The sequence below is a fragment of the Cobetia sp. MM1IDA2H-1 genome (assembly GCF_002916775.2).
GTDB classification, from domain to species: Bacteria; Pseudomonadota; Gammaproteobacteria; order Pseudomonadales; family Halomonadaceae; genus Cobetia; species Cobetia marina.
This window is the reverse complement of record NZ_CM133225.1, coordinates 3,009,376-3,030,797: the sequence shown is the minus strand read 5'-3', so window position 1 is coordinate 3,030,797 and position 21,422 is coordinate 3,009,376. Positions and strand designations below refer to the sequence as shown.

Genomic DNA, 21,422 nt, shown 5'->3' with positions numbered 1-21,422 from the left:
TTCTATAGATTTCACATCCCCTGATGCCGACACGCCAGCGCCATGTGATGAACAATTTCATCGGCGAGGGCGTTGTCGAGGGTACGTTCAAGATCGATGATCAGCTGGTTGGGGTAGTAGGCGCTGAGGTCCAGCCCGACGCCGAGGCCGAGGATGGCCTGGCGGCCGGAGCGGGTCTGTTGCGCGACGACATGCTTGAGGTGGCTGTCGAGGTAGTGTTCGTCATTGGCCATGTTGGTGGCGCTGTCACAGGGGCTGCCATCGGAGATGACGACCAGCAGACGGCGCGCGCCTTCGTCGGCAGGGGCGTTGTCCGCGAGACGTGAGCAGGCCCATTGTACGGCTTCACCATCCACACCTTCGCGATAGAGATCGGCCTTGAGCAGGGCGCCGAAGTGGCGGCGCGCACGTCGCCACGCCAGTGAGGCGGGCTTGAAGATCAGATACTGCACTTCATTCAGGCGGCCCGGACGCGCGGGCTTGCCGGCGCGTCGCCAGTCCTTCAGGGCGCGGCCACCATTCCAGGCGCCAGTGGTAAAGCCGAGCACCTCGGTGGGCACACCGGCCATGTCCAGCGCGCGGGTGAGTATCTCGATCAGCATCGCCACCGCCTCACCATGCACCTTCATCGAGCCGGAGCAGTCGATCAGGAAACTGACCTGAGCACTGGCTTCGGGCACCCAGCGCTCGCGCTGGAAGACCCGCCGTTCGGCCGGCGAGGAAATCACCTGACTCAGCCGCCGCCCATCGATGATTCCTTCCTCCTCACCGAAGTGCCACCCCTCACGCTGTGGCGAGCTGAAATGGCGCGCCAGCTGACGTGCCAGGCGCCGCACGTTGATCTTCTGCTCCGCCAGACGCGTATCCAGCGCCTGACGATACTCATCGAGCAGCGCGGCGCGCATGCGCCTGGCCGGTTCCAGCTCGCGGTCATAGGCCGTGGTGAACACCTGATAGGGCAGCAATTCCTCCGGCGCGCCACGCCGATGACTCGGCAGCGGCGATGCCGCCTGCTCCTCGAGCAGACTCGCTTCCTCATCCTCGTTTTCCAGAAACAGCGCGAAGCGTTGTCTGGCATCCGAGTCGTCATCTTCTTCGCCGTCCTGCTCCTCCAGCGATTCGGCCAGTTCCTGCTCCAGCCACAGGCTGATGTTCAGCGCATGCTGCTGATAGGCCGCCTGATCGAAACGCGTGCGTCTCAGTCCCGCCATGTCAGCGCCCAGCGCCTGATAGAAGGAGGCGCGCGTCGTCTCGATGTAATCCTCCGTCTCGTGGATCACCGCGCGGGCCATCAGGCGCGACCAGCACGACTGGATGACGCTGTAGATCAGGATGCCGCTGCTCGTCTCGGTCAGGCCCGCGTGATAGAAGGCCAGGCACCAGTCGGTGAAGCGCCGCGCCAGATTCTCCTTCACGCCGGGCATGTCAGGATCGACCAGCGCCTCGACGCGCAGCTGCTCCAGCAGGTCATAGATCAGGCGGGTTTCCGGCAACGCCGGACGCGCCGCCAGATGCAGCGCCTCGTCGGTGTGGAGCAGGCGCAGCGCGATGGCATCGCTGACCGCGCGATAGTTGTCGAGCGTGCAGTCATCTTCCTCAAGGCGCAGATGCGGCGTGCGCAATGGCAACGCCTGAGCATGCCGACTCAGGCGCCGCCCTCGATAGGCCCAGCCGGCCTGGCCGCTGAGTGCCCCGAGACTCGCCGCCGCAAGCTCCTCGAGATACTGCTGACGGCGGCGTACCTGCTGGGCCGCACTCATGCCCGGGCTCCCTTGTCGCTGTCCTGTTCATTCATCAGATCGCTCTCCATCAGCGCCGCGGATTCCTCAAGCTCCCTGGCGAAGCAGCGCTGATAGAACTCGGCGACCAGCGGGCGCTCATGCTCATCGCACTTGTTGAGGTAGGAGAGGCGGAAGGCCAGCGCCGGATTGCGGAAGATCTCGCAGTTCTCCGCCCAGGTGATCACGGTACGCGGCGACATCAGGCTCGACAGATCGCCATTGGCGAAGCCCTTGCGGGTGAGGTCCGCCACCGCGACCATCGCGCGAATCAGCGCCTGGCCAAGCTCGTTGTCCTTGGCGGGCACGCGGGCCAGCACGATCTTCACTTCCTCATCACGCGGCAGGTAATCCAGCTTGGCGACGATGTTCCAGCGGTCGATCTGCGCATGGTTGAGCAGCTGGGTGCCGTGATAGAGCCCATCCTGATTGCCCAGCCCCACGGTATTGGCGGTGGCGAACAGCCGGAACTGCGGGTGCGGGCGAATCACGCGGTTCTGGTCCAGCAGCGTGAAGTGGCCGTCGCGCTCCAGAATGCGCTGGATGACGAACATCACGTCCGGGCGGCCGGCATCGTACTCATCGAAGATCAGTGCGATGGGGCGGGTCAGTGACCAGGGCACGATGCCCTCCTGGAATTCGGTGACCTGCACGCCGTCGCGAATCACGATGGCATCCTTGCCGACCAGATCCAGCCGGCTGACATGGCCATCGAGATTGACGCGCAGGCACGGCCAGTTGAGGCGCGCGGCGATCTGCTCGATATGGGTCGATTTGCCGGTGCCATGCAGGCCCTGAACCATCACGCGACGGTTGTTGGTGAAGCCGGCGAGGATGGCGAGGGTGACATCGGGATTGAAGCGATAAGCCGTATCGATTTCCGGAACGTGGGCGTCGCGCTCCAGAAAGACCGGCACCTTGAGATCACTGTCGATGCCGAACAGCTCGCGCACGCCGCGCAGCTCAGTGGGCTGCAACTGACCGGCGGGCCGTGGCTGCTCGGCATTGGCCTGGTCATTGCGCGGGTCGGCGCTGGCATGATGCATCGTGGTGGCGTCGCTCACGGGGTGTCTCCCTCGTCATTCTTGTCGGTGGCTGCCAGGCAGACCTGTATCGGGGAGGTCGGCAGACCTGTCGCGGAGACGCAGGAAACCGGGCAGCGGCAATGGCTTGAATATAGCTTTGTTTCTAAAAATAATGCAAATCGTATCGAAATATGAGATTTGTGATTGTTCATTCCCCCGCAGGAGCAAGGCAGATGAGCGATACCCTGATCATTGGTGGCGGCGTGATGGGCATGATGATGGCGTGGCAGCTGGCCGAGGCCGGCCAGACGGTCACGCTGCTGGAGCGCGGCCAGTGCGGACGCGAGGCGTCGTGGGCCGGGGGCGGCATCGTCTCGCCGCTGTATCCGTGGCGCTACTCGAGTGCCATCTCGTCGCTGTCACGCTGGTCAGAAGGCGAATACCCCAGGCTTGCCGAGGCGCTCAAGGAGGCCACCGGCATCGACCCCGAATACCGCCAGAAGGGCTTGATCTACCTGCGGGTGGAGGATGAGGCACTGGCGCTGGACTGGGCGCACACCCAGCACAAGCCGTTGGAGGTGATCGGGCGGGAGGCGCTCTACGCGCGCGAGCCGCATCTGGCGGCGGGCCATCAGCAGGCGCTGTGGATGCCGACGCTGGGCAGTATCCGCAATCCGCGCCTCGGACAGGCGCTGCGTGCGCGTCTGCTGGCGCATGTGCGTGTCGAGGTGCGCGAAGGCTGCGAGGTGCAGGAGCTGATGATCGGCGCGGATCACCGCGTCACGGGCGCACGGCTGGTTGATGAGACCGTCAGCGCAGACAACGTCGTGGTATGTGGCGGCGCCTGGAGCGGCAAGTTGCTGGCCGCGGCCGGTGTACTGCTGCCGGTGCGTCCGGTGAAGGGCCAGATGATGGTGTTCAATCCGGTGGCGGCGGGGCTTTGCCGCGTGGAAGACCCGCTGCTGTCGCGGGTGGTGCTGTGCGATGGCCGCTACGTGATTCCGCGCGCCGATGGGCGGATTCTGATCGGCTCGACCCTGGAGCATCAGGACTTCGACAAGTCCACCACCTTAGAGGCACGCGAGTCACTGCATGCCAGCGCTGCGAGCATTCTGCCAGCACTCGGCGAGCTTGAACCGGAGCATCACTGGGCGGGCCTGCGCCCGGGCACGCCGGATGGCACGCCCTTCATCGGTGCGGTACCGGGCCTTCACGGCCTCTACGTGAATGCGGGCCACTACCGTAACGGCCTGGTGCTGGCGCCGGCTGCCACGCGTCTGCTCAGTGACATTCTGCTGGGCCGCGAGAGCTTCATGTCGGCTCAGGCCTTCACGCCGCCGGGAGTCGAGATCGCCACCGCTCTGGCGAGTTGACCCCGCTGTCTCGTGCGGGCTTGCGGGGACGATGGGACCAGTTGGCACCAGGCACGCCGCAATGGCGCCAACTGGCCCAATCGCTGGCCGCCAACTGGTGCTAAAGGGCAGTGATGGCAGGGGCGTAGTCTCGGGGCATGGCACAGCGATCGCTGATGCCCTTGCTCAAACGACACGCTCGACCAACAAGCCCAACAACAAGACTGCGGAGCCCGACCCATGACCCACCAAGCCACCATCGAACTGCTGAGTGCCTTCTGCGATGCCCTCAACCGTCACGACATCGACGATTGCCTGTCGATGATGACCGATGACTGCGAATTCCTCGCCATCGCCGGGCCGGAACTCGAAGGCAAGACCTTCGCCGGTCAGGACGCAGTGCGCGCGGGCCTCTCCGCTGCCTGGCAGAACGCGCCGGATGCCCAGTGGATCGACGCGGAAATCTTCGCCGATGGCGAGCGTGGCTTCGTCATCAGCACCTACACCGGCACCACCGCTGATGGCGCGCGCAGCGAAGCGCGCATGATCGATGCCTTCACGCTGCGTGACGGCAAGATCGCGATCAAGAACGCCTTCCGCAAGAATCGTCCGCCCGTCAATGTCTGAGCGCCAGCGGCGCATCGATCAGGGAAGCGGTTTCTGAAGCTGTCTTTGCCCCTGGGCAGCACGTCATGGCGTCAGGTTGTGGCATGCGCGCCCTGCGGGTGAGAGGAGGTGTTCGAGATGGAAACTATCGTGCAGCACGGCGCCCGGCCAGATGAGGTGGGCAGCGAGTCAGAGCAGCGCTCGGCCACTCAGGCTTCTCAGCCGTATGACCCGGCCTATGACCCGCTAGTGAGCGCCACCCCCGGCGAAGGACGCGACTACGCGCCGACCTACTGGGTCGCCACCGCCGGTGAGCCGCCGCAGGATGATGGTCCGGTGATGGGCGATATCGATGCCGATGTGGTGATCGTCGGCTCCGGCTTCACCGGACTCACCGCCGCCATCGTGCTGGCCGAGAAGTACGGCATCAAGGCCACCGTGCTGGAGGCCAATCGGGTCAGCTGGGGCTGCTCGACCCGCAATGGCGGCCAGGCGCAGTGCGCCACCGGTCGCCTCAAACGTTCGCAGTGGATCGAGCGTTACGGTCTCGAGGCCGCCCATGGCCTGCATCGCGAGTGCGTCGAGGGCATGGAGAATTTCAAGGAACTGATCAAGGACATCGATTGCGATCCGCAGCCGGGCGGCCATCTTTATATCGCCCACCGCGAGCGCATGATGCCGGGGCTGGAGAAGGAAGCGCGCCTGTTGCGCGAGACCTTCCACTACGATGCCCGCATCATCGATGGCGCCACGGTGCGCAACGAGTGGGTCGGGGATGAAGAGGCCTGCGGCGCGATGCACGAGCCGGAAGGCATCGGCGTGCACCCGGGCAAGTTGGCCTTCGGCTATCTGCGCAAGGCGCGACGTCTGGGGGTGAAGGTACACCCGGCAAGTCCGGTGGAGAGCTGGGAGACCCGCGATGGCGTGCACTATCTGAGAACGCCGGGTGGCGTGGTCAAGGCGCGTTCGGTGGGCATGGCCACTGGCGGTTACACCTCCGGCAAGCTGCATCCGGAGCTCGACAAGCGCCTGATGCCGGTGTTGTCCAACTCGCTGGTGACGCGCCCGCTGACGGCGCAGGAAATCGAGGCGACACGCTTTCATACCCACCAGGTGCTGACCGACACTCGCGTGCTGCGCCATTACTACCGTCTGCTGCCGGACAACCGCCTGCAGATCGGCAGCCGCAGTGCCGTGTCAGGCCGTGACGCGCCCAAGGCGCAATACGAGCAGCTGCTGATCGCCGACATGCATCGCAAGTTCCCGGCGCTGACCGGCATCGAGGTCGATTACTCCTGGTGGGGCTGGGTGGATGTCAGTCACGACATGATGCCGCGTATCCATCAGCCGGACCCGAAGCAGAGCGTCTATTACGCCATGGGCTATGGCGGCAACGGCGTGATGTATTCCGCCCAGGCGGGCAAGCGTCTCGCCCAGTGGATCGCCAGGGACGCGGCGGATCTGGTGCTGCCGATCTTCCAGTCGCGCCTGCCGTATCCCAATGTGCTCAACAAGGTGGAGTCGCCGCTGTTCGCGCCATTCCGCCGTACCGGCCAGCGTTGCCTGTATCGCTGGTATGCGATGAAGGACGAGGCGCAGTAGCCTGCAAGTGAGGTTGCCTGAAGGACAAGAGGCTCCCTGATTGCCACGTCTTGTTGGCCAGTCAGGGAGCCTCTTTTTTATCTATAGGGTAATCATTTGCCATTAGTGACTGTCGAGAATCAGGCGCTCATGTCAGTGACCCTGTCGGGTGCCTGCATCGCCAGTGGCACCAGCTCGGCCAGTTTCATGATGCCGGCTTCGATACGCGATTCCGGAATCGCCGAGAAGCCGAGGCGGAAGTAGTGGCGATGACGATCGCGATCGCAGAAGAAGTGCAGATCGCCCACCTCGATCAGAATGCTCTGCTGGCGGGCGAGGGCGGCCAGTCGATGGGCATCCAGGCTGGCCGGCCCGTGCATCCAGAAGCAGGAACCGCCATAGGTGGAGGGCGTGCTCATCATCGGCAGGTGACGCAGGATGGCGTCGCGCATCACCAGGAAGCGGCGCTGCATCACCTGATGCATCTGGTTGAGCAGGCTGTCGTGATAGCCCCGCGCGATGAAGAGGCCCACCGCGCGCTGATTGTTGGTCGGCGGATGGCGCAGCATCAGGCGGCGCAGTGCACGCGCCTCACGAATCAGCGTGGGGTGCGCGACCATGTAGCCCAGGCGCAGGCCGGGGGCGAGGGTCTTGGAGAGGCTGCCGACATAGATGACCCGCTTGTGACGGTCGAGACTCTTGAGCGCTGGCGTCGGGTTGTCGGCGTAGTTGCTCTCGCTTTCGTAGTCGTCCTCGATGATCAGGAAATTGCCCGTCTCGGCCATGTCCAGCAGCTGGCGGCGGCGCTCCAGCGGCAAGGTCACGCCGGTGGGCGACTGGTGACTGGGCGAGACGAACACCAGCCGGCAGTCCTTGAGCGATTCCACCGGCTGCTGGCCCTTGCCGTCGATGGGCAGCAGCTGGATGTCGTCCGTGAAGGTACGCGCGATGTTGTACATGTCGACGTAGCCCGGGTTTTCCATCGCGAACCGCTGGCCCTGCTTGAGCAGCAGCATGCAGCTGATCCACAGCGCCTGCTGCGCCCCCACCGTGATCAGGATCTCCTCCGGGCTTGCCCAGACTCCCCGGCGTGGCAACAGCCGCTGGTGAATCTGCTCGACCAGCAACGGGTCATCATGATTGATGTGGTCCACCGACCAGCTGCGGATCGACGGCACGCTCATCGAGTCCCGGCTGCATTCCCGCCAGTGCTGGGTGGGGAAGAATTCCGGGTCCAGCTGGCCATACAGGAAGGGGTAGTCGTACTGGTGCCAGTCGCCGGGTTTCTCGATGGCACGTTGCACGGAGGGCTTGATGGCCAGGCGCTCATCCCAGTCGAGGCTGTCGGCGTCGATGTCATTGAGGCGTACCGGCGTGTCGGCGCGGCCCTTGAGAATGTCGGGGTTGATGAAATAGCCGCTGCGCTGGCGCGCGATCAGGAAGCCGTCATCCAGCAGCTGGTCATAGGCCAGCATCACGGTATTGCGCGCGACATTCAGCTCGCGGGCCAGCTTGCGGCTGGAGGGCAGTGCCTCATCGCGGGGCAGATGGCCCTCGAGAATGGCTTGCGAGATCTGCTCGCGTATCTGGAACTGCAGACTTTCCTTGCGCGAGGCATCGAGGTGAAACAGCGGGTGGCTCATGCATCTTCTCTGTTGTTGTCGCGGGGATCTTCGTGGAAGTCCCCGTTTTTCATGCATTTTTCATACCTGCCTGTCCCGTCATGTCCAGGGCGAGCGGTGAGCTTGATCGCCTCGTCATGCGTCGGGAATGCCCTCATTGAGGCAGACGGCGCGGGGCAGGGCAAGCGCCTGGCGAGACTGGCCCCATCGATGGGAGTGGACTGGTTCTATGGAGGTCTGGCGCAGGGGAAGAAAGTGAAGTGGCAAGCACAGTGACAGCACGACGCGACTTCCCACTCCCTCTCTTGAGGGCTGCAGATGAGTGTGTGATGGACCTCGTGAATGACAGACCGACACTGCTGGAGGTGGGAGGCAGAGAGGGCGTCATTGACGAGTGCCGGTGCAGTGCCACGCTCGCGGTCACACGCAGCCGTCAGGAGCCCGCAACAACAATAACGACGGGACAGACAAGATGATCGACTCGACACAGACCCAATCAGCAGACCTCCGCGACTTCTCTGGCGCCAGCGCGCTCAAGGCGTCATTGGCCGTCGCGGTGATGGCCGCGAGTCTGGCCATGGCCGGGGGCGCCAATGCCGCGACCTGGAAGATGGCCCTGGGGGACGCCGCCGGTGGCACCCAGTACGAGCTGGGCAAGACCTTCGCAAGCCTGGTGGAAGAGAAGTCCGGCGGTGACATCAAGGTTGACCTCTTCCCCAACGGCCAGCTGGGCAGCGAGCAGGACACCGTCAACAACGCCAGCATGGGCCTGGTGGATCTGTCAGTGGTGGCGATCAACAACCTGACGCCCTTCTCGCCGACCGTCGGCGTGCTGACCCTGCCGTATGTCATCCACGGCCCTGACGATGCCAAGGCGCTGACCCACGGCAAGATCGGCGATGAGCTGCGTGACAATACCCTGCGCGATTCCGGTATCCGCATTCTGGGCTGGGCCTATTCCGGCTGCCGTCGTCTGACCAATTCCAAGCAGGCCGTCGCCTCACCCGAGGACCTGGCCGGCATGGTCATCCGCGTGCCCAAGAACGAGATCATGATCTCCTCCTACCAGTCCTGGGGCGTCAATCCCAACCCGCTGGCGTGGTCCGAGACCTTCACCGCCCTGCAACAGGGTGTCGTCGATGGCCAGGACAATCCCTACATCACCATCGATGCCATGAAGTTCTACGAAGTGCAGAACCATGTCACCGACAGCTGTTACGTGTTCTCGATGGAACCGCTGATCATGGGCGAAGGCACCTTCCAGAGCTTGAGCGAAGAGCAGCAGACGCTGGTGCTGGCGGCGGGTGAAGAGGCGACGTCCCACAGCTACGACTACCTGCTGGCCACCGAGGATTCCATCAAGAAATCACTGGTGGAAGAGCACGGCATGACCATCACCCAGCCCGCCAATGACGAAAAGGAATGGATCGCCAAGGCATCCAGCATCTGGCCGGACTTCTACGACAGCATCGGTGGGCGCGACAAGCTGGTGGAAGTGCTCGAGACACTCGGGCGTGATCCGTCCACCGCTCCCTGATGACGCGCTGAGCTGCTGAGGCTTTCAACGGCCCGTCCGCCACTCCCCTGTCTGTCGTCCTGCGAAGGGCGCCAGGCAGGGGGTGGCGAATGCCATCGATGTCAGGAGACGTATCTGAATGCGGATATTTCTGAAATGTCTGGACAATCTCGAGAATTATCTCTGCCAGTTCCTGCTGGTGGTGTTCGTCATCATTCTCTTCGCGCAGATCATGCTGCGTAACCTTTTCAGCTACTCGATTCCCTGGGGAGACGAGCTGGCGACCTATGCCTTCGTGTGGTTTGCCTATCTCGGGGCGGTCTATGCCACCCGCATGTCGGCGCACAACCGCGTGACCTTCCAGTTCCGTTTTCTGCCGCGCTGGGTGGAAACCGCCTGTGGCGTGCTCACCGATATCATCTGGATCGCCTTCAATGCGGTATTCATCTATTACAGCTACGACTTCGTGTTCAACAAGATGAACCTGTTCTGGAAGTCGCAGACGATGGGCGTGCCGATGAAGTACTTCTATCTGATCCTGCCGCTGGCCTTTACCGCCATGACGGTGCGCATTCTCCAGACCAACTATCTCAAGTTCGTGCGCAAGGAAGACATCGTGGACCCGGATTCCCAGGCAATGCAGGAGCTGAAGCAGACAGGACCATCCGTCAATGATGACGACAAGCGCGGGAGCGGGACACCATGATCGATTCCACCATCATCTATATCCTGTTTGGCGTCTTCTTCCTGCTGCTGGTGCTTGGCGCACCGATCACCGTCTCGCTGGGGGTCGCGGCACTGGCGACCTACCTGAGCATCGGCGAGAACCCGATGGCCTTCGTGCAGATCGCCTTTACCTCGGTGGGCGCCTTCCCGCTGATGGCATTGCCGGCCTTCATTCTGGCCGGGGCGCTGATGGAGGCCGCCGGCATCTCGCGGCGTCTTGTCGATATCGCCGAGGCCTTTGCCGGCCCGGTGACGGGGGGACTTGCCGCCGCCACGGTGTTTGCCTGCATGTTCTTCGGCGCGATTTCCGGCTCCGGACCTGCCACCACGGCGGCGGTCGGCATGCTGATGATTCCGGCGATGGCCAAGCGCGGCTATGACCGGGGATATGCCTCGGCGGTCACGGCGTCTTCCGGTGGACTGGGCGTGGTGATTCCGCCCTCGATCCCGATGGTGATCTTCGGGATTTCCGGCATGGGGCTGCAGCCACCTCCCGAAGCGGTGGCGCTGCATGGCGATTTCCAGACACTCTCCATCCCGAAACTGTTCATCGCGGGTGTCATGCCTGGCGTGGTGATCGCCGGCTTCCTGCTGATGATCAACTACGTGATCTCGAAGAAACGCGGCTATCGCGGGCTGACCAACAGCTGGTCGTGGACACATATCCGCGCCACCTTGAGGAAGGGGATCTGGTCGATGCTGGCGCCCTTCATCATCCTCGGCGGCATCTACAGCGGCCTGTTCACGCCGACCGAATCCGCCATCGTCGCCATCGTCTACACCCTGATCGTCGGCATCTTCCTGCACAAGGAACTCAAGTGGAAGCCGACGCTGCGCACTCTGGAAACCACCACCTGGATCACCGGTCGCGTGCTGCTGATCCTGTTCACGGCGACGGTGTTCGGGCGGCTGCTGGTCGAGCAACGCGTGCCGGCGCATATCGCCGAGGGCATGCTGGCGATGACCGACAACCTCTATCTCATCTGGGCGATGATCATCGTCTTCCTGCTGTTCGTCGGCATGTTCATGGAGACGCTGGCCGCGATCATGATTCTCACCCCGGTGCTGCTGCCGATCATGTACATGCTGGGGATGGACCCGGTGCACGTGGGCATCGTGGTGGTCTGTGCGCTGGCCATCGGCTTCCAGACGCCACCGCTGGGGGAGAACCTCTTCGTGGCCTCGGGGATAGGCGGGGCCTCCATCGAGGAGATTTCGCTCAAGGCATTGCCGTTCGCGGCAGGGTCGGTGGCGGCCATCTTCCTGATCGCCTATGTGCCTGAGATCTCGCTGTGGCTACCCAGGGTGATGGGTTACTGAAAGGCCAGCGGCACCTGATGCCTCTCATCAACGGCAAGGAGAGTGGATATGCCGGCAGTCAGACGAATCCTGTGTTGTGTGGGCCTGCGCGGAGACTGTGAGCGGGTACTGGCGCGCTCGGTATGGTTGGCGGGCGCGACGGGCGCCGAGCTGCATGTGCTGCATGCGGTGAAGGCGCTGTCGGATGACGTGATGAACACCCTCAAGGTCAACATCCGTCACAAGCCGACGCTGGAGGGCCTGATGCAGCAACGGCTCGATCAGGCGAGGGAGAACCTGGAAAAGATGATGGAGGACTTCTGGAGCACCCATGACGACGGCGATCCACGCCCGATGATCGCCGGGTTGAATGTGGTGGAGGGCTATCCGGCCTCGGAGATCATTCGCTACGCCACGCGCCATGACTGCGACATGATCATCATGGCCACCAACAAGCGCGGCTTCGTGGCCTCCTACGCGGGCAAGGTCACCAAGGGGGTGATCAAGCGCGCCAGCATTCCGGTGGTGGTGGTACCGACGCCCTGAGCCCAGTGGGAGAGACGCCCCGGAAGAGACGCCTTGGAAACAGGCGGAGGCAGCAAGACGGCATATGAAACAGCTCGCCCCTACAGGACAGCAGACTGTCTGCGGGGGCGAGCTGTTTGAGTGTCATGCAACTCGAGCGATGCCAGTCGAGCGATGCCAGTCGAGTGATCTCTTTCGGGCTATGCCAGTCGGGCGATGTCTTTCGGGCGATGTCTTTCGGGCGATGCAGCGGGGAAGCCACGGTCTATAGCGTACCTTCCAGTTCAGTGGCGATCTGGCGCATCAGTGGTGCCCATTCCAGCAAGGACTCGATGGAGTGGCGCAGGCGTGGCGCGTGGATCGCCAGGGTGGCCTGGATCTGGCCGACATCATCGAAGACCGGCACGGCAATCGCCACCATGCCCTGGATGAACTCCTCGTCGTCGGTGCTCAGCTGATTGCGCACCACGGTGTCGAGTGCCTCTTCCAGCGTAGCCCGCGAGGTCAGCGTGCAGGGTGTATGGGCCTCGAGCGCGAGACTCTGCAGCAGCGCGCGGCGACGGTGCAGCGGCATCAGTGCCAGAAACAGCTTGCCGCTCGCGGTGCAGTGCAAGGGCAGGTGCGAGCCGGGGGCCAGCTGGATACGCACCGGCCAGTTGGTTTCCACGCGGTCGTAGTACATCACCTCGTGGCCATCCAGCAGGGTCAGGTTGCAGGTCTCGCCGACCTTCCCGGCCAGTTTCTCCAGCAGCACGCGGCGTGGCGCCTTGAGACCCTCATTGGCCAGTGCGCCCAGCGACATGCGCCGGAAGCGCTGGCCGGGCAACAGGTGACGGCCATCCAGATCCCGGCTGATCAGCTGCTGTTCTTCCAGCTGCTTGAGCAGACGGTGCACGGTGGGCTTGGGTATCTCGAAGCGCTTCTCGAGATCCGCGGCGCTGATGGGGTGCTGAGCGGTGACGACCTCTTCCAGCAGGCCCAGCGCGCGAAAGAGCGTCGAATTCGTGGGAGTGTCCTTGCTCATCTAGTGTCCTCATCCTGCCTGTCGGTGCGTGTCGCGGAAGGTCTCAAGGGACATGTCGGCCGTCAGGTGCAGGTTGGCAGGGCGTCAGTGCATCGATTCATCACGTCAACCGGGAACGGGGGTGTCCGCAGCGGCAATGAGACGAAGACAGCCCCTCGCGGGGCTGTCGATGAGGCTAGTGTTACAGGTTTACCAGGAACAGGGAAAGAGACGGAATCAGACAGATGGCCAGCCAGCAGGCCATCAGGGCGATGAAGTAGGGAATCACGTACTTCACCAGTCTGACGTAGGAGATGCCGGTGATGCTGCTGGCGACATACAGATTGAGCCCGAAGGGGGGCGTGACGAAGCCGATGGCTGCACCGACCAGGAAGATGACCGAGAAGTGGATCGGGTCCACGCCGGCCTGCTGGGCGATGGGGGCGAGAATCGGCGCCAGGATGATGGTCACTGGCAGGCTTTCCAGAATCATGCCGGCCAGCAGGATGATCAGCATGCAGGTGCCAAGCGTCAGATAGTAGTTGTCGATACCGCTGAGCATGTCGCTGAGCGCCTGACCGGCTCCCAGTACCGACAGCAGCTGCTGCATGACCACCGAGATGGCGATCAGCGGTGCCAGCATGCCGGCGATCTGGCCTGAGCGCAGCATGATGGTGGGCAGCTTCTTCAGGCTGATTTCCCGTGTGATCAGCAGTCCCGCGATCATGGTGAAGCCCACGGTGATGGCGGCGGCTTCCGTCGGCGAGAACTTGCCCGAGTAGATGCCGTAGACCACCACGCCGATGGTCGCGAAGCCCAGATAGGCCTTGCGTGCCAGCCTCGCGCTGACGCCCGCCTTGAAGGGTTGCAGCTGGCCCCAGCCATTTTGGCGGGCCACCAGATAGCAGGCGACCATCATCGCGATGACCATCAGGGCGCCCGGCACCATGCCGGCGATGAACAGGTCGCTGATCGACAGATTCATCATGAAACCGTAGACGATGAAGATGATGCTGGGCGGAATGATGATGCCCACGGTCCCGCCGGAGGCGGCCGTGGCGGCCGCGAAGCGTTCGTCATAGCCATTCTTGACCATCTCGGGCTGCATGATCGAGCCGATGGTGGCGGTGGTGCCGGCGTTGGAGCCGGAAATCGCCGCGAACAGGCCACAGGCGCCGAGGGTCGACATGCCCATGCCGCCGCGCATCCAGCTCAGGGTCGAGTAGGCGAAGTCGGAGAGTCGCTTGGCGATCCCCGCCGCGTTGATCAGGTCCCCCGTGAGGATGAACAGCGGCAGCGCCAGCAGGCCGAAGAAGCTCAGGCCCTGGAAGAGGGTGACCCCGACATTGGCCAGCGTGAAGTCGATCACCAGACTGGTGCCGACCACCCACAGGCCGATGACGAGGAAGATGGGCACCCCCAGCAGGAAGAAGGCCGTCACGCCCGCCGTGATCAGGGAGATCCAGATGCTGTCAGTCATGATGACCTCCTCAGTCCATGATGGACGGTTGCAGGTTGAAGGACTCGCCGCGGCGATAGCGCGCCCAGTCGGCGTAGAGATTCTGCAGCACGCGATAGATGATCATCACCCACGCCAGCGGCGTGGCGAGGTAGAACCACCACTGCATGACGTTGTCGGTGCCCGGCACGATGGCGTAGTTGTCATAGGCCAGCGTCACCTGGGTGGTGGTGAAGTAGATCACCATCAGCCCGAAGCCGATCCACAGCACGGCATCCAGAATCAGACAGGCGAACTGGCCACCGCGCGGCAGCTTCATGCGGATCTCGTTGAGGCTCAGGTGAGTGCGCTTCTTGACGTTGAGCGAGGCGCCGAACCAGGTCAGCCACAGGAACAGCAGCACCGGAATGCTGGTGCTCCAGGGGGCCTGCAGGCCGAAGAAGAAGCGCCGGATGACTTCGACGAAGATGATGCCGGCCATGCCGGAATAGGCGATCAGGATGACGACCTGTTCCAGATGAGCATCCAGCCACAGGAAGGGACGCGCCCAGGGCGCGGCCTTCTTGATGGCGGGGTGCTTGGTCGGTTGGCTGAAGATGGTGGTATCGCCCATTACCCCCTCCACCAGCGCTGCGGCTTGACGTTGACGGCGGCAGTGTCGCGGGAGATCTCACGCGCGACGGCATGGATTTCCTGATAGATGTCGAGACCGCCGGACCACTTGTTGAGGCGCTCACGCCATTGCTCCCACGGCTCGGGATTGAATTCCGGCGAGCACATCTGCTCCGCGCGTGAGCGTTCGGCATCCGACAGCGGTGCCACGCGCACGTTGTTCTCGGCGAAGACGGTGCCGGGGGCGGGGTGCTCGGTGGCCCCGACGATCTCGAAGCGCCCGGCCTCGTTCATGCCCTGGGTGAAGATCTGTGCGCAGTAGGCGGACTCCATCACCTGGTCCTGCAGTTCTGCGCCGAGGCTGTCGAACTTGGGCAGGCTCATGCCGGTGTGCTCGGTGCCGGCGAAGAAGCGCAGGTCGACGGCCTGGGAGACCACCGGGGCCATGCCGGCGTAGGCCACGGCGCTCATCCAGGTCTCGGCGCCATCCAGCAGGCCCTGACGCAGGCCATCGAGGGTCTCTTCCCAGGCGACCGGCACCGGATTCAGGCCCAGCTGCTCCATGGCGATCCGTCCCATCTGGGTGCCGGTGACGCGGTTCTTGGTGCCCTTGAGCTGGTCGATGCTGGTGACCAGCGGTTTGTCCTGCCACTTGAGGCCGAGCATGATGCCGCGCAGGTCACAGTGGGTGAACAAAAACTGCAGGTTGTGGCGCTGGCGCAGGGGTTCACGCAGCAGCTGCTCGCTCTTCCTGTGATAGAAGAAGTGGAACATCGAGGCGACGGTGGGGAACAGATAGGCGAAGTCGAGCACGTTCAGGTAGGGCGCGCTGCCCGAGGAATTCTGGGTGGAGGCCGAGTAGATGTCGACGATGCCCTGCTGGGTCTTGGCCACGCAGTCCAGCTGGTTGCAGACCTCGTTGCTGCCCATGAATTCGACGCGGATGGCGCCGTTGGTGCGTTCTTCCAGATCCCTCGCGAAGAACAGCTGGCCGGACTTCTGGATATCGAGATTGCGCTCGTTGAAGCCCGAGGCACCGAAGCGCAGCTGGAACTTGGGCGCTGTCTTGTAGCGTTTCTGCTGCTCCTGATCGGCGGCACGCGCCAGCGTGGACGCGGTAAGACCTGCGCCGAGGCCGGTGGCGGCCAGCAGGGTCGAGGTCAGACCGAAGCGGCCCGAGATGTCGAGAAAGTCACGGCGTGACAACTTGCTGAGTGGCGTTGGCATGGTAGTGCTCCCGGTGTTGTGTTTGCTTTTGTGGTGGGATGCAGTCTGGGCTGAACGCAGTGGAATCTGGTGTTCCCTGGCGTCATGACACCTGTTGGCGTCTTTTTCTTGTGGTGTCTTTTCACACGTGACGAAAGCGAGCGTGTGACTGGGTTCCGCTTCGGCTCCGCTTCGGTTCCGCTTCGGCTCCGCTTCGGTTCCGCTTCGGCTCCGCTTCGGTTCCGCTTCGGCTCCGCTTCGGTTCCGCTTCGGTTCCGCTTCGGCTCCGCTTCGGCTTCGGGGGGCGTTTCACATCCCTTGCCGGCGCGAGACAAATCTCAATGTAGGGCAGTTCTTGTGCTTTGGCAAAATAAACGAGACGTTTTGTTTCGTATTTGACGAAACATGCTTTCGATACCATGATTACGAGACAATATGTCTCAATATGGTTGAGAAAATAATGAAAACAACACGTTACGCCAATGCAGACGCCAAAGCCTTCTATGACTACATCGTGATCGGGGCGGGTTCCGCCGGTTGCGTACTGGCCAATCGTCTCACCGAAGACCCTTCCATCAAGGTGCTGCTGCTGGAAGCGGGTGGCTCGGACTGGAATCCGTGGATCCATGTGCCGGTCGGGTATTTCAAGACCATGCACAACCCCGCCACCGACTGGTGCTACCTGACCGACCCGGATGCCGGCATCAATGGTCGTCGGCTGCAATGGCCGCGCGGCAAGGTGCTGGGGGGGTCCAGTTCGCTCAATGGCCTGCTGTACATTCGTGGCCAGCGCGAGGACTACGACGACTGGGCCGCCGAGGGCAATCAAGGTTGGGACTATCAGTCTGTCCTGCCATATTTCCGCAAGTCGGAGTGCCAGGCGCGGGGGGCCAACCAGTGGCATGGGGCGGATGGTCCACTGCATGTCTCGGATCTGCGCCTCAAGCGAGAGATCGCCGAGCGCTTCATCCAGGCAGCGGTAGAGGCGGGGATTCCGCTCAACCAGGACGTCAATGGCGAGCGTCAGGAGGGAGTGGGCTATTTCCAGCAGACCACGTATCGGGGCCTGCGCTGCAGCACGGCCAAGGCATTCCTGCGTCCGGCGCTCACGCGCAGCAATCTGACGCTGGTCAAGCATGCTCACTGCCGTCGGGTATTGCTGGAAGGCAAGCGCGCGGTCGGGGTCGAGTACGAGGTGAAGGGCAATGTCTGCTCGGCGCGGGCGGAGCGCGAAGTGGTGCTGTCCAGCGGCGCCATCGGCAGTCCGCAGATCCTGCAGTGCTCCGGCATCGGGGACCCTGAGCATCTGGCCAGTGTCGGGGTGGAATGCCTGCATGCGCTGCCGGGGGTCGGGGAAAACCTGCAGGACCACCTGCAGGTGCGGCTGGTGTTCAAGACCCAGTGCCGCACCCTCAATGATGAAGTGCGCAGCCCGATCAAGAAGCTGGCGGTCGGCACCCAGTACCTCTTCACACGCACCGGCCCGCTGACCCTGGCGGCCAGCCAGGTGTGTGCCTTTACCCAGTCACGCGAGGGGCTGACACGCCCGGATATCCAGTTCCACATGCAGCCGCTGAGTGCTGACAAGCCCGCCGATGGCGTGCATCCGTTCTCGGCGTTCACCTCGTCCGTATGCCAGTTGCGTCCGCACAGCCGCGGCCATGTGCGCATCACCAGCGCGGATGCCAGCGTCTATCCCTCCATCCAGCCCAACTACCTCAGTGCCGAGGAAGATCGCCGCGTGGTGGTGGACGCCATCAAGGTGGCGCGGCGTATCGCCCGGGCGGCACCGCTGGCCGCCGTGATCAGCGAAGAGTATGTGCCTGGCGTGCAGTACGAGAGTGACGAGGAGTTGCTGGAGGCCGCGCGCCAGTTCAGCCAGACCATCTATCACCCGGCGGGGACCTGCAAGATGGGCCACGACCCGCTGGCGGTGGTGGATGACGCGCTGCGAGTGCATGGCCTGCACGGGTTGCGGGTGGTCGATGCCTCGATCATGCCGGTGATCGTCTCGGGAAACACCAATGCCCCGACCATCATGATCGCCGAGAAGGCCGCTGACATGATCAAGGCGGCTCAGCGCGAGATGGCGCAGGCGAGCTAGCAGGTACCGGCATCTGTCATCTTCCAGGGCAGGGCTCAGGCCCTGCCATCCTGCTTGCCTTTTCATGGGATATTCGCGTGGCCAATCACGACAGCTCATCACTTCACGACACATCGACACCGCCTACCCGTCTGTTGCGGAATCTGGAAGGGCGCGTGCGCATCATCATGCCGGGCCTGCTGATCTGCATCCTCATCGCGCTGGCGACCACCTTCATCGCTGATCATTACGGCGGCCCGACGCTGCTGTATGCCTTGCTGTTCGGCATGTCGCTGCACTTTCTCTCCGAGGACGGGCCCTGCAAGGCGGGGATCGAGTTCGCCTCCAAGACGGTACTGCGCCTCGGCGTGGCGCTATTGGGCGTGCGCATCACGCTGGAGCAGGTCGCAAGTCTCGGTGTTGGCCCGGTGATCACGGTGGTGCTCGGGGTGGTGGCCACCATCGTGTTCGGCGCGCTGCTGGCGCGCGTGATGGGGCTGGACCGTGACATGGGGCTGTTGACCGGTGGCTCGGTGGCCATCTGCGGAGCCTCGGCGGCACTGGCCCTGTCGGCGGTGATGCCGCGCAACGCCACCAGTGAGCGTCACACCATCATGACCGTGGTCGGGGTGACGACTCTCTCGACCGTGGCGATGATCACCTATCCGCTGATCGTGCGGCTGCTGGGGCTTGAGGATACCGAGGCCGGCATCTTCCTCGGCGGCACCATCCACGACGTGGCCCAGGTGGTGGGGGCGGGCTACATCATTTCCGAGCACACCGGCGATGTCTCCACCTTCGTCAAGCTGCTGCGCGTGGCGATGCTGGTACCGGCGGTGATGGTCTTCATGCTGCTGTTTCGCAGTGCACGCCAGGCCAATGGCGATGAGGGGGGCAAGGTGCCGATGTTCCCCACCTTCCTGATTGCCTTCGTGGCTCTGGTGCTGATCAACAGCCTCGGCTGGGTGCCGAGCGTCGCCGTGGAAGGCTTCACCGACCTCTCACGCTGGTGTCTGGTGGCGGCGATTGCCGCGCTGGGCGTCAAGACGTCGTTCCAGAAGCTGGCGGTGGTGGGCTGGAAGCCGGTGATCCTGATGGTGGTGGAAACCCTCTTCCTGCTGGTGCTGGTGACGCTGTGCATCAAGTTCGGGCTGGCCAGCGTGTGACCTGACGGTATGGAGCGCACGGGGGCAGAACGACACGGGCCCTGCCATGACTGGCAGGGCCCGTGTCGTTGATGAGGGAATATCCCGAGGGGGCAGATGTCAGCCCGTGAGCGGCTGATACAGCCAGCCAATCAGGGCGATAAGATGCCTCAATTGCTTATCGGCCCACGAGTCGTATGATCTGCGCTATCGGTACGTGTCTGACGCTGAGTCGTCAGCGCAGCGCGCCGCATCCCCATTCTTCTGGAGTCCGATCATGTCTGAATCCCTCGTGCTGGCCTGTCCGCAATGTCTTGCCCTCAATCGTGTGGCCACCGCGCGTCTGGATGACAATCCCGTCTGCGGCAAGTGCAGCGCCGCCGTGCTGCCCCAGGAGCCGCTGGAACTGACCAGCGCCAACTTCGAGGCACTGGTCACGCGCAGCGAGATGCCGGTGGTGATCGACTTCTGGGCCAGCTGGTGCGGTCCGTGCAAGATGATGGGGCCGATCTTCAATGAGGTCGCGGCGCAGATGGGTACCCGCGTGCGCTTCGCCAAGATCGACACCGAAGCCCAGCAGGCGCTGGCCGGTCGTTTCGGCATTCGCAGCATCCCGACCCTGCTGGTGATGAAGCAGGGCAAGGAGCTGGCGCGCGAATCCGGCGTGATGCAGGCCGGTCAGCTCAAGCAGTGGCTGGCACCGCACGCGGTGTGACCACGGCCCGCGCGCGCGAAGTCCGCAGTTGAGCGTTCAGGGAAACCCGGACGCAGCTCAAGAACTGACAACGCCTGACGTGCAATCGCGTCAGGCGTTGTCGTCTCAGTCGGCCTTGTCGTATCAGTCGGCGTAAACCATCTTGCGGGTCATGCCGCCATCGACGACATGATTCTGACCGGTGATGAAGCCGGCCTTTTCCGAGATGAGGAAGGCCACCAGCGCGGCGATGTCATCGACATGGCCGACGCGTCCGACGGGATGCTGGGCGTGGTCTTCGTCACTCAGCGACTCCGCCTCACCGTCCTTCTGCAGGTGGCTTGCATCGATCCAGCCTGGACTGACCGCATTGACGCGAATCTCCGGCCCCAGGCTCATCGCCATGGCGTGGGTGAGGGCGACGATTCCGCCCTTGCTGGCGGCGTAGGCCTCGGTATCCGGCTCGGATTGCAGGGCGCGGCTGGAGGCCAGATTGACGATGCTGCCGCCGGTCTCGCGCAGATGGCGCGCGGCGTGCTTGGCGGTCAGGAAGCTGCTGGTCAGGCTGGTATCCAGTACCTGATGCCAGCGTTCAAGGGACAGTCCCTCGAGCTTGCCCTGGAAGGGGTCGGCGATCGCGGCGTTGTTGATCACGGCGTCCAGGCGCCCGAAGGCCTGGCAGGTGGTCGCGATGCTGGCGGCGACGGCGTCTTCATTGCGCACATCCACGGCCTCGACGCGCAGGCTGTCCGGCTCGCCGTGGGTCGCGGCGTGACTCGCCAGATACTGCTCGCCCGCCCGGGCGTCGATATCCACCACCGCGACTCGCCAGCCATGGGCGAGCAGGTAGTCACTGATGCCGCGTCCGATTCCCTGGGCACCGCCGGTGATATAGGCCACTTTGCGTGTCATCATCGTGAAGTCTCTTGCGTTCTGGGTGGGGAATGTCCTTCATGGTCTCTCGTCCTGCCGGGTCTGCCACGTCGTTTCCGACGTGGCGCCGGCCTTCGACATGGCGACCCTGACCTGTGTCCTGATTGAGAGGATGACAAGCGGGGCATGCGAAAGCATGACGTGACGAGACATTGCCATCATGCCAGCTACTGGTCGAGTGCCCCGTGGCAGACGCGACGACCTGATGAGACTGGCTGATTCTGTTGGTCTGTCCGCCTTGGCGACTTATCGCTTCG

General features: G+C 63.4%; 18 protein-coding genes. 10 read left to right on the top strand and 8 right to left on the bottom strand.

Going from position 1 to position 21,422, the window contains the following annotated elements; translation table 11 throughout:
* Positions 1–11 precede the first annotated feature (11 nt).
* Positions 12–1,760 (bottom strand): cobaltochelatase CobT-related protein, encoded by a 1,749-nt coding sequence (locus BOH68_RS12880; protein WP_077374904.1) that lies wholly within the window; start codon positions 1,758–1,760, stop codon positions 12–14.
* A complete protein-coding gene (locus tag BOH68_RS12875; RefSeq protein WP_258038220.1) occupies positions 1,757–2,842 on the bottom strand; it encodes an AAA family ATPase in 1,086 nt (361 codons plus the stop codon). Before BOH68_RS12875 ends, BOH68_RS12880 begins: the two co-directional genes overlap by 4 nt.
* Before the next feature lie 194 nt (positions 2,843–3,036).
* On the opposite strand from BOH68_RS12875, the gene thiO reads away from it, so the two are divergent.
* The 3 genes from thiO to BOH68_RS12860 all read left to right on the top strand — a co-directional run bounded on the left by thiO (position 3,037) and on the right by BOH68_RS12860 (position 6,363).
* Complete coding sequence (gene thiO / locus BOH68_RS12870) at positions 3,037–4,176, top strand: glycine oxidase ThiO (protein WP_077374901.1); 1,140 nt, start codon at positions 3,037–3,039, stop codon at positions 4,174–4,176.
* Positions 4,177–4,395: 219 nt separating this feature from the next.
* Positions 4,396–4,782, top strand: coding sequence for a nuclear transport factor 2 family protein (locus BOH68_RS12865; protein ID WP_077374898.1), 387 nt, complete (start codon positions 4,396–4,398; stop codon positions 4,780–4,782).
* Positions 4,783–4,899: 117 nt separating this feature from the next.
* Positions 4,900–6,363: an NAD(P)/FAD-dependent oxidoreductase gene (locus BOH68_RS12860; protein WP_077374895.1), complete on the top strand. Its 1,464-nt coding sequence runs from the start codon at positions 4,900–4,902 to the stop codon at positions 6,361–6,363.
* 119 nt (positions 6,364–6,482) lie between these two features.
* Here the strand turns inward: BOH68_RS12860 and pdxR are convergent, their stop codons facing one another.
* Positions 6,483–7,985: a MocR-like pyridoxine biosynthesis transcription factor PdxR gene (gene pdxR / locus BOH68_RS12855; protein ID WP_077374893.1), complete on the bottom strand. Its 1,503-nt coding sequence runs from the start codon at positions 7,983–7,985 to the stop codon at positions 6,483–6,485.
* A gap of 451 nt (positions 7,986–8,436) precedes the next feature.
* On the opposite strand from pdxR, the gene BOH68_RS12850 reads away from it, so the two are divergent.
* The 4 genes from BOH68_RS12850 to BOH68_RS12835 all read left to right on the top strand — a co-directional run bounded on the left by BOH68_RS12850 (position 8,437) and on the right by BOH68_RS12835 (position 12,051).
* The gene (locus tag BOH68_RS12850; RefSeq protein WP_254696541.1) at positions 8,437–9,501 is read left to right on the top strand and encodes a TRAP transporter substrate-binding protein; all 1,065 of its coding nucleotides are present in this window, start codon (positions 8,437–8,439) and stop codon (positions 9,499–9,501) included.
* Between the two features lie 118 nt (positions 9,502–9,619).
* Positions 9,620–10,186, top strand: coding sequence for a TRAP transporter small permease (locus BOH68_RS12845; protein WP_077374890.1), 567 nt, complete (start codon positions 9,620–9,622; stop codon positions 10,184–10,186).
* Complete coding sequence (locus BOH68_RS12840; RefSeq protein ID WP_205632734.1) at positions 10,183–11,526, top strand: TRAP transporter large permease; 1,344 nt, start codon at positions 10,183–10,185, stop codon at positions 11,524–11,526. The genes BOH68_RS12845 and BOH68_RS12840 overlap by 4 nt, the downstream gene beginning before the upstream one ends.
* Positions 11,527–11,574: 48 nt before the next feature.
* Positions 11,575–12,051: a universal stress protein gene (locus BOH68_RS12835; protein WP_077374887.1), complete on the top strand. Its 477-nt coding sequence runs from the start codon at positions 11,575–11,577 to the stop codon at positions 12,049–12,051.
* 244 nt (positions 12,052–12,295) lie between these two features.
* Here BOH68_RS12835 and BOH68_RS12830 read toward each other — a convergent pair whose 3' ends face one another.
* The 4 genes from BOH68_RS12830 to BOH68_RS12815 all read right to left on the bottom strand — a co-directional run bounded on the left by BOH68_RS12830 (position 12,296) and on the right by BOH68_RS12815 (position 16,331).
* Positions 12,296–13,054, bottom strand: a complete 759-nt coding sequence (locus tag BOH68_RS12830; RefSeq protein WP_077374884.1) for an IclR family transcriptional regulator — start codon at positions 13,052–13,054, stop codon at positions 12,296–12,298.
* Between the two features lie 181 nt (positions 13,055–13,235).
* The gene (locus BOH68_RS12825) at positions 13,236–14,513 is read right to left on the bottom strand and encodes a TRAP transporter large permease (RefSeq protein WP_077374881.1); all 1,278 of its coding nucleotides are present in this window, start codon (positions 14,511–14,513) and stop codon (positions 13,236–13,238) included.
* A gap of 10 nt (positions 14,514–14,523) precedes the next feature.
* Positions 14,524–15,105, bottom strand: a complete 582-nt coding sequence (locus tag BOH68_RS12820) for a TRAP transporter small permease (protein ID WP_077374878.1) — start codon at positions 15,103–15,105, stop codon at positions 14,524–14,526.
* The gene (locus tag BOH68_RS12815) at positions 15,105–16,331 is read right to left on the bottom strand and encodes a TRAP transporter substrate-binding protein (RefSeq protein WP_170877391.1); all 1,227 of its coding nucleotides are present in this window, start codon (positions 16,329–16,331) and stop codon (positions 15,105–15,107) included. Before BOH68_RS12815 ends, BOH68_RS12820 begins: the two co-directional genes overlap by 1 nt.
* A gap of 439 nt (positions 16,332–16,770) precedes the next feature.
* Between BOH68_RS12815 and BOH68_RS12810 the strand changes: the two genes are divergently transcribed.
* The 3 genes from BOH68_RS12810 to trxC all read left to right on the top strand — a co-directional run bounded on the left by BOH68_RS12810 (position 16,771) and on the right by trxC (position 20,253).
* Positions 16,771–18,414 carry a GMC family oxidoreductase gene (locus BOH68_RS12810; protein ID WP_077374875.1) on the top strand — a complete coding sequence of 548 codons (1,644 nt, stop codon included), beginning with the start codon at positions 16,771–16,773 and terminating at the stop codon, positions 18,412–18,414.
* A 155-nt stretch (positions 18,415–18,569) separates the two neighbouring features.
* Positions 18,570–19,559, top strand: coding sequence for a YeiH family protein (locus BOH68_RS12805; RefSeq protein WP_255303127.1), 990 nt, complete (start codon positions 18,570–18,572; stop codon positions 19,557–19,559).
* 256 nt (positions 19,560–19,815) lie between these two features.
* Positions 19,816–20,253, top strand: coding sequence for a thioredoxin TrxC (gene trxC, locus BOH68_RS12800; RefSeq protein ID WP_077374872.1), 438 nt, complete (start codon positions 19,816–19,818; stop codon positions 20,251–20,253).
* Positions 20,254–20,376: 123 nt separating this feature from the next.
* Here trxC and BOH68_RS12795 read toward each other — a convergent pair whose 3' ends face one another.
* Positions 20,377–21,147, bottom strand: coding sequence for an SDR family oxidoreductase (locus BOH68_RS12795; protein ID WP_077374869.1), 771 nt, complete (start codon positions 21,145–21,147; stop codon positions 20,377–20,379).
* Positions 21,148–21,422: the final 275 nt, after the last annotated feature.

Coding starts and splice junctions, on each gene's coding strand:
- BOH68_RS12810 (WP_077374875.1), top strand. CDS start 16,771: ATGAAAACAACACGTTACGCCAATGCAGACGCCAAAGCCTTCTATGAC.
- BOH68_RS12845 (WP_077374890.1), top strand. CDS start 9,620: ATGCGGATATTTCTGAAATGTCTGGACAATCTCGAGAATTATCTCTGC.
- BOH68_RS12830 (WP_077374884.1), bottom strand. CDS start 13,054: ATGAGCAAGGACACTCCCACGAATTCGACGCTCTTTCGCGCGCTGGGC.
- pdxR (WP_077374893.1), bottom strand. CDS start 7,985: ATGAGCCACCCGCTGTTTCACCTCGATGCCTCGCGCAAGGAAAGTCTG.
- BOH68_RS12825 (WP_077374881.1), bottom strand. CDS start 14,513: ATGACTGACAGCATCTGGATCTCCCTGATCACGGCGGGCGTGACGGCC.
- BOH68_RS12795 (WP_077374869.1), bottom strand. CDS start 21,147: ATGATGACACGCAAAGTGGCCTATATCACCGGCGGTGCCCAGGGAATC.
- BOH68_RS12840 (WP_205632734.1), top strand. CDS start 10,183: ATGATCGATTCCACCATCATCTATATCCTGTTTGGCGTCTTCTTCCTG.
- BOH68_RS12865 (WP_077374898.1), top strand. CDS start 4,396: ATGACCCACCAAGCCACCATCGAACTGCTGAGTGCCTTCTGCGATGCC.
- trxC (WP_077374872.1), top strand. CDS start 19,816: ATGTCTGAATCCCTCGTGCTGGCCTGTCCGCAATGTCTTGCCCTCAAT.
- BOH68_RS12880 (WP_077374904.1), bottom strand. CDS start 1,760: ATGAGTGCGGCCCAGCAGGTACGCCGCCGTCAGCAGTATCTCGAGGAG.
- thiO (WP_077374901.1), top strand. CDS start 3,037: ATGAGCGATACCCTGATCATTGGTGGCGGCGTGATGGGCATGATGATG.
- BOH68_RS12820 (WP_077374878.1), bottom strand. CDS start 15,105: ATGGGCGATACCACCATCTTCAGCCAACCGACCAAGCACCCCGCCATC.
- BOH68_RS12860 (WP_077374895.1), top strand. CDS start 4,900: ATGGAAACTATCGTGCAGCACGGCGCCCGGCCAGATGAGGTGGGCAGC.
- BOH68_RS12835 (WP_077374887.1), top strand. CDS start 11,575: ATGCCGGCAGTCAGACGAATCCTGTGTTGTGTGGGCCTGCGCGGAGAC.
- BOH68_RS12850 (WP_254696541.1), top strand. CDS start 8,437: ATGATCGACTCGACACAGACCCAATCAGCAGACCTCCGCGACTTCTCT.
- BOH68_RS12815 (WP_170877391.1), bottom strand. CDS start 16,331: ATGCCAACGCCACTCAGCAAGTTGTCACGCCGTGACTTTCTCGACATC.